This is a genomic window from Burkholderia sp. AU27893 (genome assembly GCF_002223205.1).
Taxonomy (GTDB): domain Bacteria; phylum Pseudomonadota; class Gammaproteobacteria; order Burkholderiales; family Burkholderiaceae; genus Burkholderia.
This window is the reverse complement of record NZ_NKFD01000005.1, coordinates 1074363-1089303: the sequence shown is the minus strand read 5'-3', so window position 1 is coordinate 1089303 and position 14941 is coordinate 1074363. Positions and strand designations below refer to the sequence as shown.

12 protein-coding genes are annotated in these 14941 nt (G+C 67.7%); 9 read left to right on the top strand and 3 right to left on the bottom strand.

Annotation, left to right across the window (positions count from 1 at the left end; genetic code table 11):
- Positions 1-33 precede the first annotated feature (33 nt).
- Both CFB47_RS37110 and CFB47_RS37105 read right to left on the bottom strand, forming a co-directional pair.
- Positions 34-1206, bottom strand: a complete 1173-nt coding sequence (locus tag CFB47_RS37110) for a porin (RefSeq protein WP_039364476.1) — start codon at positions 1204-1206, stop codon at positions 34-36.
- A gap of 152 nt (positions 1207-1358) precedes the next feature.
- Positions 1359-2192 (bottom strand): helix-turn-helix transcriptional regulator, encoded by an 834-nt coding sequence (locus tag CFB47_RS37105; protein ID WP_089464225.1) that lies wholly within the window; start codon positions 2190-2192, stop codon positions 1359-1361.
- A gap of 242 nt (positions 2193-2434) precedes the next feature.
- Here CFB47_RS37105 and CFB47_RS37100 point away from each other — a divergent pair, with 242 nt between their 5' ends.
- The 9 genes from CFB47_RS37100 to CFB47_RS37060 all read left to right on the top strand — a co-directional run bounded on the left by CFB47_RS37100 (position 2435) and on the right by CFB47_RS37060 (position 12980).
- The gene (locus CFB47_RS37100) at positions 2435-3556 is read left to right on the top strand and encodes a polyamine ABC transporter substrate-binding protein (RefSeq protein WP_089464224.1); all 1122 of its coding nucleotides are present in this window, start codon (positions 2435-2437) and stop codon (positions 3554-3556) included.
- 11 nt (positions 3557-3567) lie between these two features.
- Complete coding sequence (locus tag CFB47_RS37095; RefSeq protein WP_089464223.1) at positions 3568-4704, top strand: ABC transporter ATP-binding protein; 1137 nt, start codon at positions 3568-3570, stop codon at positions 4702-4704.
- A 10-nt stretch (positions 4705-4714) separates the two neighbouring features.
- Positions 4715-5683, top strand: a complete 969-nt coding sequence (locus CFB47_RS37090; protein WP_089464222.1) for an ABC transporter permease subunit — start codon at positions 4715-4717, stop codon at positions 5681-5683.
- Positions 5680-6621: an ABC transporter permease subunit gene (locus CFB47_RS37085; RefSeq protein WP_089464221.1), complete on the top strand. Its 942-nt coding sequence runs from the start codon at positions 5680-5682 to the stop codon at positions 6619-6621. The genes CFB47_RS37090 and CFB47_RS37085 overlap by 4 nt, the downstream gene beginning before the upstream one ends.
- A gap of 31 nt (positions 6622-6652) precedes the next feature.
- On the top strand, positions 6653-8233 hold the full coding sequence (locus CFB47_RS37080; RefSeq protein WP_089464220.1) for a DUF3138 family protein: 1581 nt from the start codon (positions 6653-6655) through the stop codon (positions 8231-8233).
- 26 nt (positions 8234-8259) lie between these two features.
- The gene (locus tag CFB47_RS37075) at positions 8260-9552 is read left to right on the top strand and encodes an FAD-binding oxidoreductase (protein WP_089464219.1); all 1293 of its coding nucleotides are present in this window, start codon (positions 8260-8262) and stop codon (positions 9550-9552) included.
- Positions 9553-9622: 70 nt separating this feature from the next.
- Complete coding sequence (locus CFB47_RS37070) at positions 9623-10003, top strand: cupin domain-containing protein (protein WP_089464218.1); 381 nt, start codon at positions 9623-9625, stop codon at positions 10001-10003.
- Positions 10004-10048: 45 nt separating this feature from the next.
- Positions 10049-11464, top strand: a complete 1416-nt coding sequence (locus tag CFB47_RS37065) for an amidase family protein (protein WP_089459646.1) — start codon at positions 10049-10051, stop codon at positions 11462-11464.
- A 25-nt stretch (positions 11465-11489) separates the two neighbouring features.
- Positions 11490-12980, top strand: coding sequence for an aldehyde dehydrogenase (locus CFB47_RS37060; RefSeq protein WP_089464217.1), 1491 nt, complete (start codon positions 11490-11492; stop codon positions 12978-12980).
- A 63-nt stretch (positions 12981-13043) separates the two neighbouring features.
- Here CFB47_RS37060 and CFB47_RS37055 read toward each other — a convergent pair whose 3' ends face one another.
- The gene (locus CFB47_RS37055; protein ID WP_089464216.1) at positions 13044-14897 is read right to left on the bottom strand and encodes an ABC transporter ATP-binding protein; all 1854 of its coding nucleotides are present in this window, start codon (positions 14895-14897) and stop codon (positions 13044-13046) included.
- Positions 14898-14941: the final 44 nt, after the last annotated feature.

The window sequence follows — 14941 nt, the reverse complement described above, 5'->3', positions numbered from 1 at the left end:
CGATGTCGTCGTCGTTGCCGTGCGGCGACGCGATCAGAACTTGTGGCGAATCCCGACGATCGCGAGTTCCTGCGTATCGGTGCCGGAGTTCACGCCGTACGAGCCGACCGATGCGGCGGCCTTCACGACCGCGCCGTTCGCGTTGAGCGTGTTGCCGCTCGCCTTCTGGTAGCCGAACAGCGCATACAGGTCGGTGCGCTTCGACAGCGCGTAGTCCGCACCGAGGTTGACCTGGTTGTAGTGCGCGGAACTCGGCCCCGTCAGCGACGTGTAGTTGTAGCCGACGCCCGCGCGCAGCGCCGGCGAGAACTGCCAGTTGAAGAACGCCGAGCCGTTGTTGAACTTCGCGTTCTGGCTGAACGCCGACAGCGTGTCCGCGCCGTACTGCGTATTCGAATACGCGAGGCCGAAGGTGGCAGGCCCGGCCACGTACTGGCCTGCCACGCGCACGATCTGGATCGACTTCGCGCTCGAGAAGCCCTGGTTGATCACGGTGTTGAACAGCGTGTCCGAGCTGCTCGACCACGTGCGCACGCCGTTCGCGACGGTGGAGCCGCCGTTCGCGTAGAAGAAGCCGGCGCCGAGCGACAGCGGGCCGTTCGCGTAGCTTGCGCCGAAGCTGTACGTGCGGCCGCTGCCGGTGGCGCCCGCGACGCCGCCGAAGCCGTACAGGCCTTCGAACTGGAAGCCCGAGATCAGCGGGCTCGTGTATTTCACCGAGTTGCTGACGCGCAGGCTGTTGTCGTAGTTGTCGAGGTCGCCCGGCGTCGCGAACACGCCGCCGAAGTAGTTGTCCTGCGTGAGGCCCTGCACGAGATCGACGACCGGATCGTACTGGCGCCCGAGCGTCACGGTGCCGTACGTGCTGCTCGCGAGGCCGACGACGGCCTTGCGGCCGAACTCGCGCCCGCCCTGGCCGAGCGCGCCCGTGCCGATGTTGAAGCCGTTCTCGAGCTGGAACAGCGCGGCCAGGCCGCCGCCGAGATCTTCGGTGCCGCGCAGCCCCCAGCGGCTGCCCGACAGGTTGCCGCTGCTGAACTTGACGAGGCTCGACGCGTTGCTGCCGTTCGCGTTCTGCGCGTTGTGCACGTACGCGATGCCGGCATCGGCGATGCCGTACAGCGTGACGCTGCTTTGCGCGTGCGCGCCGGCGGCATAGAGCGCGGCCGGCAGTGCGAGCAGTGCGAATGAACGGATCTGTTTCATTGTTGGATTCCCCCGTGGGTCGATTGGTCTGACGAGTCGGTGAACGATATGGACGGCGCATCGTCGAGGGAACCAATAAATTGTCGGATCGTTATGAGGCGGCGCGGAGATGGGTGTGCGCGCAACCTGCCGGCGGCCGGCACGCAGCGAGGCTATGCGGCGTGCCGCCGCGATGCGTTTCTCAGCACGAGCGTCATCAGTTGCCGGCGCGAATCGACGCCGAGCTTCGCGAACGCGCGCTTCGCGTAGGTATCGACGGTGGAGGTCTTGAGCCCCATCGATTGCGCGATAGCCGCCGACGTCATGCCCTGGATGAACGACGCGCACACGTGCATCTCGCGCGCGGTCAACCGTTCCTGCCATTCCGGCAGCCATTGCGCGACGAGGTCGAGATCGAGTTCGTCGCGTGGCGCGTCGTCGGCGGAGATCGCGCCGAGCAGGCGCTTGTGCGCGGACGCCAGCGGCAGCACGACCTGCGAAAGCTGCTTCAGCAGGCTCAGTTCCTTCAGCGCAAACGGCGGCAGCCGCCGCGAGCGCGCGATCGAGATCGAGTAGCGCGTGCCGCCCGTCACGCCGGCGATCACGCATTCGTCGTGAATGTCGCCGGCATCGAAGAACAGATGCCGCAGCTCGCTCGCCACGCGCTGCGCCGAGACTTGCAGCAACTGCACGTCGTTTTCGGTTTCGATCGCCGCGTACGTTGCATCGTCGCTCGCGTAGCTGCGGTAGTAGTGGCGCATCACCTGCGCGACCAGCTCGGGCTCGCGGCCGAAGCTGCCGATCCAGCCGACGCTGCGCCGGCCGGACGACGCACCGCGCTCGTAGTCGAGATGCACGGCGTCGAAATCGACGTAGCGCACGAGCGTGTCGTAGACGGCGCGCATGAACTGCGGCGTGCCGACGGCTTGTGCGATGTCGCCCAGCGTGTCGGTCACGAACGCGACGTGGCTCAGCGGGAGATCGGGGGCGGGCAGCGCAGCGCTCATGGCGTCGTGTATCGAAGATTTTCAGGTGGCGCTACAGGTATCACGAATATTTTCGACTGCCTACGCGGGAATCTACCCAAACGGCGGGAATCGACGTCGCCGTTTGTCCCGGTTTCCGGGACTGACGCCGCCGGCCGCGATCTCTACATTGGCCCTTGTGCTGAACACCGCTCGACGGCGTTGACGCGAGTCCGGACCCGGACCGGGCGCAACGGCCGATCCCCATCACAAGGAGAATCCCCATGCGTATCCGTATCCGTCGTCAACCGGCGTTGCGCGCCGCGCGCGTCACGTCGGCGGTGCTGGCCGTCGCGGCCAGCCTGTCCGCCCATGCCGGCGATGCCAACCTGAACGTCTACAACTGGTCCGAATACATCGCGAAGGACACGGTGCCGGTGTTCGAGAAGCAGTCGGGCATCAAGGTGCGCTACGACAGCTACGACAGCGACGATACGCTGCAGACCAAGCTGCTCGCGGGCAGCTCGGGCTACGACATCGTCGTGCCGACGTCGAACTATCTCGCGCAGCAGATCCAGGCCGGTGTGTACCAGAAGCTCGACAAGTCGAAGCTGCCGAATCTCGCGAACCTCGACCCGGTGCTGATGAAGATGGTCGCGAAGGCCGACCCGGGCAATCAGTACGGCGTGCCGTGGGCATGGGGCACGACGGGGATCGGCTACAACGTCGAGGCGGTCAGGAAGCGGCTCGGCGACAACGCACCGACCGACAGCTGGGCGCTGCTGTTCGACCCGGCGAATGCGGCGAAGCTGAAGGGCTGCGGCATCTCGCTGCTCGACGCACCGGACGCCGCGTTCGCGGCGGCGCTGCAGTACATGGGCAAGGATCCGGAGAGCAAGAACCCGGCCGACTATCAAGCTGCCTACGACGTGCTGAAGAAGATCCGCCCGTACGTCACGCAGTTCAGCTCGGCCGGCTATGCGGACGACCTGGCGAACAACGATGTGTGCGTCGTGCTCGGCTGGTCGGGCGACGTCGGCATCGCGCGGCGGCGCACGCTGGACGCGAAGCGCGCGTACGAGATCCGCTATGTGAATCCGAAGGAAGGCGGCCTGCTGTGGTTCGACGTGATGGCGATCCCGAAGGATGCGCCGCATCCGGAAGCGGCGTTGAAGTGGATCAACTACATCGAGGATCCGAAGACCAACGCGGCGATCACGAACGAGATCTTCTACCCGAGCGCCAACAAGGCGGCGCGCCCGTTCGTGACGCCGGCGATCGTGCAGGACCCGGGCATCTACCTGTCCGACGCGACGATCGCGAAGGCGTCGCTCGCAATGCCGCGCAGCGCCGACATCGCGCGGATGCAGAACCGTCTGTGGCTGCAGCTGAAGTCGGGCGGTTGAGGGCGACGACGATGATCCATACGCTCCCTGCATCGGTTGCGGCCGCCGTCCGCCACGATGCGGACGCCTTCGTGCGCATCGAAAACGTCGTGAAGAAATTCGGCGACAGCACCGCCGTCGACAACGTGAACCTGACGATCGCGAAGAACGAGCTGTTCGCGCTGCTCGGCAGCTCGGGCTGCGGCAAGTCGACGTTGCTGCGCATGCTCGCCGGGCTCGAGACGGCCACCTCGGGCAAGATCTTCGTCGACGGCGAGGACCTCGCATCGCTGCCACCGTACCGCCGCCCGGTGAACATGATGTTCCAGTCGTACGCGCTGTTCCCGCACATGACGGTCGAATCGAACGTCGCGTTCGGCCTGAAGCAGGAAGGCACGCCGAAGAACGAGATCAAGGAGCGCGTGGCCGATGCGCTCGCGCTCGTGCAGATGAGCAAGTACGCGCAGCGCAAGCCGCACCAGCTCTCCGGCGGCCAGCAACAGCGCGTCGCGCTCGCGCGCTCGCTGGTCAAGCGCCCGAAGCTGCTCTTGCTCGACGAGCCGATGTCCGCGCTCGACAAGAAGATCCGCCAGAAGACCCAGCTCGAACTCGTGAACATCATCGAGAAGGTCGACGTGACCTGCGTGATGGTCACGCACGACCAGGAAGAGGCGATGACGATGGCCAGCCGCCTCGCGGTGATGAGCGAAGGCAAGATCGTGCAGATCGGCGCGCCGGGCGAGGTGTACGAATTCCCGAACAGCCGCTTCTCGGCCGAATTCATCGGCTCGACCAACCTGTTCGAAGGGCGCGTGGTGGAAGACGAGCCCGATCACATCTTCGTCGAGAGCGACGACCTCGAAGCGCGCATGTACGTGAGCCACGGCATCACGGGCCCGCTCGGCATGCCGGTGGGCATCTCGGTGCGCCCCGAACGCATCCACGTGTCGCGCGAGAAACCCGGCTCGAAACACAACTGGGCGCGCGGCGTCGTGACCGACATCGCGTACATGGGCAGCTACTCGCTGTACCACGTGCGCCTGCCGAGCGGCAAGACGGTGGTGTCGAACCTGTCGAGCTCGCACCTGATGAACGACAACGCACCGGCGTGGAACGACGACGTGTTCGTGTCGTGGTCGCCGGCCAGCGGCGTCGTGCTGACGCAGTGAGGACGCCACAATGAGAACCTCTGCATCTACTCCGTCCGCGCCGGTATCGACCGGCGCCGGCCGCTCGCGGCCGGGTCGCTTCGCGATGCTGTCGCGCTTCCTGCCGTCGGGCCGCAGCGTCGCGATCGGCGTGCCGTTCGTGTGGCTGGCCGTGTTCTTCGCGCTGCCGTTCGTGCTGGTGCTGAAGATCAGCTTCGCCGACCAGATGCTCGGCATCCCGCCGTACACCGCGCTCGCGCGGCTGGAGGCCGGCACCGTGCAGGTCGTGCTGTCGCTGAAGCATTACGCGCTGCTGCTGCAGGACGACCTGTACCTGAACACCTACGTCAGCTCGTTGAAGATGGCCGCGGCATCGACGCTGATGTGCCTGCTGGGCGGCTACCCGATCGCGTACTTCATCGCGCGCTCGGCGCCGGCCCGCCGCAACCTGTTGATGATGGCCGTGATGCTGCCGTTCTGGACGTCGTTCCTGATCCGCGTGTACGCGTGGGTCGGGATCATGAAGGACGACGGGCTGCTGAACCACGTGCTGGCGGCGCTAGGCATGATCGCGACACCGCTGCGCCTGTATCACACCGACGCGGGCGTCTACATCGGGATGGTCTATTCGTACCTGCCGTTCATGGTGATGCCGCTGTATGCGCACCTCGTGAAGATGGATCTCACGTTGCTCGAAGCCGCAAACGATCTCGGTGCGACACCGTGGTCCGCGTTCTGGCGCATCACGCTGCCGCTGTCGCGCAACGGCATCGTCGCGGGCAGCCTGCTCGTGTTCATCCCGGCGGTCGGCGAGTACGTGATCCCCGAGCTGCTCGGCGGCGCGAACACGCTGATGCTCGGCCGCGTGATGTGGGACGAGTTCTTCAACAACATGGACTGGCCGATGGCGTCCGCGGTGACGGTGACGATGGTGCTGCTGCTGCTCGTGCCGATGGCGCTGCTCCACTACAGCCAGACCGAAGCGGAGGCACGGCGATGACCCGCGCGAATCGCATCCTGTCCGCGTGCGTGCTGGGCGCGGGCTTCCTGTTCCTGTACATCCCGATCGTCAGTCTGGTCGTCTACTCGTTCAACGCGTCGAAGCTGGTCACGGTGTGGTCGGGCTTCTCGCTGAAGTGGTACGGCGCGCTGCTGCACGACGACGAACTGCTCACGGCCGCATGGCTGTCGCTGAAGATCGCGTTGCTGACAGCCACCGCGTCGGTCGCGATCGGCACCTGGGCCGGCTTCGTGCTCGCCCGCATGGGGCGCTTTCGCGGCTTCACGCTGTATGCCGCGATGATCAACGCGCCGCTCGTGATTCCGGAAGTGATCCAGGGCATCTCGCTGCTGCTGCTGTTCGTCGCGATGCAGCAGGCCTTCGGCTGGCCGGCTGGACGCGGCTGGCTGACGATCTGGATCGGCCACGTGATGCTGTGCCTGTCGTTCGTCGCGGTGATCGTGCAGTCGCGGGTGAAGGAGCTCGATCGTTCGATCGAGGAGGCCGCGCTCGATCTCGGCGCGCGGCCGTGGAAGGTGTTCTTCGTGATCACGCTGCCGCTGATCGCGCAGGCGCTGGTGTCCGGCTGGCTGCTGGCGTTCACGGTGTCGATCGACGACGTGATCCTGTCCGCGTTCCTGTCGGGCCCCGGGTCGACCACGCTGCCGCTCGTCGTGTTTTCCCGCGTGCGGATGGGGCTCAACCCGGAGATGAATGCGCTCGCCACGGTGTTCATCACGGCGGTGACGATCGGGGTCGTCGTCGTGAACCGCGCGATGCTGGCCCGCGAGCGGCGGCACGCGCGCGACACGCGGATGTGGCACGCGGCAGCCGCGTCCGAGGCATCCGGCACGCCCGTGTCGCCGTCCGCCGCGCCGCCCGCTCGCGCGCCTGCCGCGCCGTCGCTGCACGACCGCATCCCGCATCCCACGAAGTGACGAACAGAGACGAACGACCAGGAGACATTCCATGAAAAAGAAGATGCTCTGCGCGCTGATCGCAGGAGCGTTGCCGGGGCTGGCCGCGGCGAACCCGAGCGCCGACCAGATCCGGACGCTGCAGCAGCAGATCGCGGTGCTGCAACGGCAGATGAGCGCGCTGCAATCGCAGCTCGGCGCGAAGCCTTCGGCCGGACTGGCTGCGGCAAACGCGTCGAACACGCCCAACGCGGCCACCGCCGCGGCGGCTGACCCGTCCGCGCCCGGCTACGGGCAGGCGCCGGCCGTGCTGACCAACGACGATGTGTCGGACATCCGGCAACAAGTCGCGAACCAGCAACTGAAGGTCGATTCGCTGACCGACGCCGCGCGCACGGGCCCGATCGCCGGGCTGTCGGTGACGGGTTACCTCGACCCGACCTACGTGGTCAACCGGGGCGCCGGCACGTCGTCGTTCCAGTTCGCGAACCACGAGAACGCGTACACCTACTACAACAGCACGTTCGGTGACGTATTCCTCGACATCAAGAAGACGTTCGGTGTCGGCCCGACCGCGCCGTCCGCGGAAATCACGCTGATGCCGAACCGCGGCGCGGGCCTGTCGATGATGACGGGCAGCGGCTCGAGCGGCCTGGACATCATCAACACGGCCGTCCTGACCGTGCCGTTGTCGGGCACGACGGCGCTTATCGGCGGGCTCGTGACGGGCTTCGGCGGCTACGAGTACCAGCAGTCGAGCCAGATGCTCACGCTCACACACAACCTGCTGTACGACTTCTCCGATCCGGGCTCGTCGATCGGCGCGGGCATCAACTACCAGAGCGCAGACGGCCACTGGGCGTGGAAGTTCTTTGTCGGCAACGAGCAGTTCCGCAGCGCGGGGGCGGTCACGCAGACCGGTGTCAACGCGCTTGGCGACCCGATCACGACGAGCAACAAGGTGCCGACCTTCACCGCACGCGTCGATTACCTGCGCGGCAGCGCGCTCGACGTCGGCGGCTCGATCAGCATCGGCCGCCAGACGCTGCCGAGCGCGGTCGACCCGGCGACCGGCAACGTGCGCTACGGCGTGGGCGGCAACGCGCCGAGCGCATATGGCGCGTTCTTCTTCGGCGAGGCCGACGCGACCTACACGCTCGCCGATGCGCAGTACAACGCCGAGTTCGACTACGGCCAGCAGCAGCACGGCGCGTTCAACGGCGGGCTCGCGCAGTGGTTCGGGCTGTCGCTGCTCGCGCACCGCAAGTTCAATGCGCCGGTGGTCGGCCGCATGGGTGCGACGCTGCGCTACGATCTGCTCGTGAACCGGAAGAACGGCGGCGGCGGCTCGTCGATCGGCCTGAACGGCAACGGGATGGATCCGTACAACGGCTTCGGCATCGATGCGGATTGCCTCGCACTGTCGAAGGCGAACGGCGGCGTCGGGTTCGAGTGCAAGGGCACGACGCGGCAGGCCGCCGCATTCGACCTGCTGTTCTACCCGACCCAGCAAGTGACGGTGAAGGTCGAATACCGGCACGACTGGGCGAGCAACAAGGTGTTCCTGCGCCACGACGGGTCGTACGAGAAGTCGAACGACCTGCTCGCCACCCAACTCATCTACGCGTTCTGACGCGACGCCGTTCACGAGTCTTGCACATGCTCAAGTTCGAAAACCAGCAACATGTTCAGTCCTACTATGCGGCGACGGCGAACAACCGTGCGCGGCATCCGTCGCTCGACGGGGCCGAGACGGCCGACGTCTGCGTGATCGGGGGCGGGCTCACGGGCCTGTCCGCGGCACTCGAACTCGCCGAGCGCGGCCATTCGGTCGTGCTCGTCGAGGCATCGAAGATCGGCTGGGGCGCGAGCGGGCGCAATGGCGGTCAGCTGATCGCCGGCTACGCGTGCGATATCGACACGTTCTCGGCCTACCTGCCGGACGACGACGTGCGGCGCGTCTGGGCGATGGGGCTGGAGTCGGTCGAGATCGTCCGGCGGCGGGTCGAGCGGTACGGCATCGATTGCGACCTGACCTTCGGCTACCTGACCGCCGCGAACAAGCCGCGCCATCTCGATGCGCTGCGCGCGTGGCGCGATACCGCGGCGAGCCGCTTCGGCTATCGCGGCTACGAAGTCGTCGAGCGCGCCGACATGCATCGTTTCGTCGCGTCGGATCGTTACGTCGGCGGCCTCCGCTACGAAGGCAGCGGCCACCTGCATCCGCTGAACTACACGCTCGGCCTGGCACGTGCGGCGCGCGAAGCCGGCGTGACGATCCACGAGGACACGCCCGCGCTCGCGCTCGATCGCGCCGCGCCGCATCACCGCGTCAGGTGCGCGCGCGGGCATGTGGATGCCCGTCATGTCGTGCTGGCCTGCAACGCGTACCTGGGGCAGCTGGCGCCGGCGCTCGCGCGCAAGATCATGCCGATCGCGACGTACCTGATCTCGACGGAGCCGCTCGGCGACGTGCGCGCGGCCGAGACGATGCCGGCCGATGCGGCGATCTGCGACACGAATTCGGCACTCGACTATTTCCGGCTGACGCGCGACCGCCGGCTGCTGTGGGGCGGCAAGGCCAGCAGCTCGACGAACACGCCGCGCGACCTCGCGGCCGCGATGCGGCGCGACATGCTGAAGACGTTCCCGCAGCTGGCCGATGTGCGGATCGACTACGCGTGGGGCGGGCTGATCGACGCGACGATGAATCGCGCGCCACATTTCGGCCGGCTCGAGCCGACCGTGTATTTCGCGCAGGGCTTTTCCGGGCACGGCGTCAACGTGACGGGCCTGGCGGGGCGGCTGATCGCGGAAGCGATCGATGCGCAGGCCGCGCGCTTCGACCTGTTCGGCCGGATCCGCCATCGCGACTTTCCGGGTGGGCGGGCGCTGCGCACGCCGATGCTGGCGCTCGCGATGACCTGGCACCGGATGATGGACCTGCTCTGACCGGCGCGGGCGGCTCGTCCGTCCGCACGGCACCCAAACGTCTCGAATCACTCATGCCCTGGAGGCACTCATGACCAACATCACGAATCTCGTCGACCTGATGCGGGCACCGGCGAAGCTCACGCAGAGCCGCGTGCCGAGCGGGCTGCTGCTCGACGGCAATCCGCAGCAGACGCTGGCGCATCACTACATCAGCCCGTGCGGGCAGTTCAGCTGCGGGATCTGGGCATGCACGCCCGGCCGCTGGACGATCGAGTACGACGAGTCCGAGTATTGCGAGATGCTGAGCGGCGTCGCGATCGTCCGCGATGCGGACGGCTGCGAGCGCGTGCTGCGCGCCGGCGATCGCTTCGTGATCCCGCCGGGCTTTCGCGGCACGTGGGAAGTCGTTGAAACGTGCCGCAAGATCTATGCGTCGCACGCACCGCAAGCCGGACAGCCGCTCGCGTGACGCGACCGGTTCAGGACAACCATCGAGATCAAGGAGGAGCAACCCATGACCCAGGAATTGTGGCGTCTCAGCGCGGCCGAGATGGCCGAGCGCGTCGCGCGTCGCGACGTGTCGGCCACCGAACTCACGCGCAGCTGCCTGCAGCGGCTTGAAGCGGTGAACCCCGTCATCAACGCGATCGTCGACGTGATGGCCGACAGCGCGTTGCAGGCCGCGTCCGATGCCGATGCCGCGATCGCGCGCGGCGCACCGGTCGGCGCGCTGCACGGCGTGCCGGTGACGGTGAAGATCAACGTCGACACGGCCGGACATGCGACGACCAATGGCGTGCGCGCGTTTTCGGACGTGATCGCGCACGAGGACAGCCCGGTGACCGCGAACCTGCGCAAGGCCGGCGCGATCGTGATCGGGCGCAGCAATGCGCCGGCGTTTTCGTACCGCTGGTTCACCGACAACGACCTGCACGGCCGCACGTCGAATCCGTGGAATGCGTCGCTGACGCCGGGCGGCTCCAGCGGTGGTGCCGCCGCGGCCGTGGCCGCCGGCGTCGGCGCGATCGCGCACGGCAACGACCTGGGCGGCTCGATCCGCTACCCGGCCTATGCGTGCGGCGTCGCCGGGCTGCGACCCAGCACCGGGCGCGTGCCGGCGTACAACCCGACCCAGTCGAAGGACCGCACGCTCGCGGTGCAGCTCGCGTCCGTGCAGGGGCCGCTCGCGCGCACGGTCGGCGACCTGCGGCTCGCGCTCGACGCGATGGCGGCAGGCGACGCGCGCGACGCATGGTGGATGCCGGTCGCGCCGAATGCGCACGAAGCCGCGTTCCCCGCGCGCGTGGCCGTGTGCCCGGCGCTGCCGGGCGTGCCGTCCGATCCGGTGGTGGTCGACGCGATCCGGCAGGCCGCGCGCTGGCTCGAGGAAGCCGGCTGCGTCGTCGAGGAAGCGGCGCCGCCGCGGTTCGCCGAGGCGTGCGAACTGTGGCTGGACCTGGTGACCAACGAAGCGCGCGGCGGCCTCGGCGACGTGATCATGCAGCACGGCGACGCGGCGATCCGTAGCGCGTTCGCGAGCCAGCGCCGCCTCGCGACGCCGCTGGATCTCGAGGGCTACATGAACGGCCTCGCGCGGCGCACCGCGCTGCTGCGCGACTGGCAGCAGTTCTTCGCGCGCTATCCGCTGCTGCTGATGCCGGTGTCGTGCGCACAGCCATTCGCGATCGACGCCGATCAGCACGGCGACGACGCGATGCGCGCGATCATCGAGCGGCAGGGGCCGTTGCTCGCGACCGCGCTACTCGGGCTGCCCGGGCTGTCGGTGCCGACCGGCATCCGTGATGGCGTGCCGGCCGGCGTGCAGCTCGTCGCGGGACGCTTCCAGGAGGCGCTGTGTCTCGCCGCGGGCGAAGCGATCGAGGCGCGCGCGGGCATCTTCACGCCGATCGATCCGGTCACCGGGTCGTGATCCGCGACTTTTCACGAGGAAACGCATGAATCAACCGACATTCGAAGACTGGCGGGCCCGCGCGGCCGCGTTGCGGATCGAAGGCCGCGCGTTCATCGACGGCGACGCGCGCCACGCGCACACGGGCGCGACCTTCGCCTGCGTGAGCCCGATCGACGGTGGCGTGCTCGCGCACGTGGCCGATTGCGGTACCGACGACGTCGACCTCGCGGTGGCGGCCGCGCGCCGCGCGTTCGACGCCCAAAGCTGGGCCGGCATGAACCCGCGCGCCCGCAAGGCGGTGCTGCAGCGCTGGGCCGCGCTGATGCGCGAGCATCTCGACGAGCTCGCGCTGCTCGAGACGCTCGACACCGGCAAGCCGATCGCCGATACCACGGCGATCGACGTGCCGGCCGCCGCGCATTGCGTCGACTGGTATGCGGAAGCGATCGACAAGGTCGGCGGCGAAGTCGCGCCGGTCGACCCTCATCTGGTCGGGCTCGTCACGCGCGAGCCGATCGGCGTCGTCGCGGCCGTCGTGCCGTGGAATTTTCCGCTGCTGATGGCCGCGTGGAAATTCGCGCCGGCGCTCGCGGCCGGCAACAGTGTCGTGCTCAAGCCGTCCGAGAAATCGCCGCTCACCGCGATCCGCGTTGCGCAGCTCGCGTGCGAGGCAGGCATTCCGGCTGGCGTGTTCAGCGTCGTGCCGGGCGGCGCGGAGCCGGGGAGGGCGCTCGCGCTGCATCGTGATGTGGACTGCATTGCGTTTACCGGGTCGACGCGCACGGGGCAGCAGATCATGGCGTGCGCCGCGCAGTCGAACCTGAAGCGCGTATGGCTCGAGCTCGGTGGCAAGTCGCCGAACATCGTGCTGCGCGATTGCCCCGATCTCGACCGCGCCGCGCAGGCGGCCGCCGACGCGATCTTCTTCAACATGGGCGAAGTGTGCACGGCCGGCTCGCGCCTGCTCGTGCATCGCGACATCAAGGACGCATTCGTCGCGAGGCTGGTCGAGGCGTCGCGACGGTTCGCGCCCGGGCATCCGCTCGATCCGTCGGTGACGATGGGGGCGATCGTCGATCACATGCAGCTCGATCGCGTGATGGGGTATATCGGTGCCGGGCGCGACGAAGGCAAGCTTGTCATGGGCGGCGCGCGCGTGAAGGAGGACACGGGCGGGTTCTATGTCGAGCCGACGGTGTTCGAGGTGAAGCCGGATGCGAAGATCGCGCGCGAGGAGATTTTCGGGCCGGTGTTGTCGGTGATCGTGTTCGACGATGTCGACGAGGCCGTGCGGATCGCCAACGATACCGACTACGGGCTGGCCGCGGCGGTCTGGTCGGCCGATATCTCGACCGCGCATGCGGTGGCGAGGCGGCTGCGTGCGGGCACCGTGTGGGTCAACTGCTACGGCGACGGCAGCGATGATATGAACTTCCCGTTCGGCGGCTACAAGCTGTCGGGCAACGGTCGGGACAAATCGTTGCATGCGCTCGACAAGTACACCGAGCTGAAGTCGACGGTCGTGCGGTTGTAATGTCATGGGCGACGCGCGGCCTGGGCAACGAGGCCGCGCGTCTTGCGTATCTGGACGGGCAGCTTACTGCTCCACGCCTTCCACATCCGCCGTCTCACCGAGGAACCCGCCGCTCTGGTGCGTCCACAGCGCCGCATAAATGCCACCGGCCTGCAGCAACTGCTGGTGCGTGCCTTCCTCGACGATGCGCCCTTCATCGAGCACGATCAGCCGGTCCATCGCCGCGATGGTCGACAGCCGGTGCGCGATCGCGATCACCGTCTTGCCGTGCATCAGGTCGTCGAGGCTGCGCTGGATCGCGACTTCGACTTCGGAATCGAGCGCGCTGGTCGCCTCGTCGAGCACGAGGATCGGTGCGTCCTTGAGCATCACGCGCGCGATCGCGACGCGCTGCCGCTGGCCGCCCGACAGCTTTACGCCGCGCTCGCCGACCTCGACGTCGTAGCCGCTTCGGCCATGGCGATCGCGCAGCCGGTCGATGAACTCGGACGCTTCCGCGCGCACGGCTGCATCGTGCATCTCGCGCTCGGTCGCGTCGGGGCGCCCGTACAGCAGGTTCTCGCGCATCGTCCGGTGCAGCAGCGACGTATCCTGCGTGACCATCCCGATCGCGCCGCGCAGGCTGTCCTGCGTCACGTGCGCGATGTCCTGCCCGTCGATCCGGATCGCGCCGCCGCCCACGTCGTAGAAGCGCAGCAGCAGGTTCACGAGCGTCGACTTGCCGGCGCCCGAGCGGCCGATCAGGCCGATCCGCTCGCCGGGCCGGATCGTCAGGTTCAGCCCGTCGAACACCGCGCGATCGTTGTCCTCGTGCGCGAACTGCACGTTGTCGAACACGATCTCGCCGCGCTGCACCGTGAGTGGCTTCGCGTCGGGCGCGTCGACCACGCTGTGCACCTTCGTCAGCGTGTTGATGCCGTCCTGGATCGTGCCGACGTTCTCGAACAGCTCGGTCATTTCCCACATGATCCAGTGCGAATAGCTCGACAGGCGCAGCGCCATCGCGATCACCGCCGCGACGACGCCCGCGCTCGCCTCGCCATGCATCCACAGGACCAGTGCGAGGCCGGTCGAGCCAACCAGCAGCAGCGTCGACAGCAGATGGTTGACGACCTCGAACGCGCTGACGAGCCGCATCTGCGCGTCGCCGGTCGACTTGAACGCTTCCATCGCGCGGCGCGCGTGGTCGGCTTCGCGCCGCGTGTGCGAGAACAGCTTGACGGTCGTGATGTTCGAATACGCGTCGGTGATGCGGCCCGTCATCAGCGCGCGCGCATCGGCCTGGCGGCTGCCGACGGCACCGAGGCGCGGCACGAAATACGCGCACGCGAGGCCGTAGCCGAGCGCCCACAGCCCGAGCGGGATCATCAGCCGCCAGTCGAAGCTGGCCGCGAGCGCGAGGATGCCGATCAGGTACGCGGCGACGCCGATCACGACGTCGACCGACATGAACAGCGCATCGCGCACCGCGAGCGCGGTCTGCATGATCTTGGTCGTCACGCGGCCGGCGAACTCGTTCGCGTAGAACGACAGGCTCTGGTCGAGCATCAGCCGGTGAAAGAGCCAGCGCAGCCGCATCGGGAAGTTGATCGCGAGCACCTGGTGCTTGACCATCGTATGCAGCGCGATCAGCAGCGCGCTGCCGGCGAGGATCGCCGCGAACCCGGCGAGCGTGCCGAAGTGCCGGCCGCCGAAATCGGCCGGCGTCGAGGACGCGAGCCAGTCGACCACGCGGCCCATCATCGCGAACAGCGCGGCTTCGTACGCGGCCAGCGCGGCCGACGTCAGCGCGATCAGCAGGATCCAGCTGCGCGCGCCTTTCGTGCACGCCCAGACGAACGAGAAGAAACCCCGCGGCGGCGTGACGGGATCTTCGAGCGGGAAAGTCGGCAGGCGCCGTTCAAACCACGAAAACATCGACTTGTTCTCCTTGTGCGGCCCGACGCAGCGAGCGGGCCGAT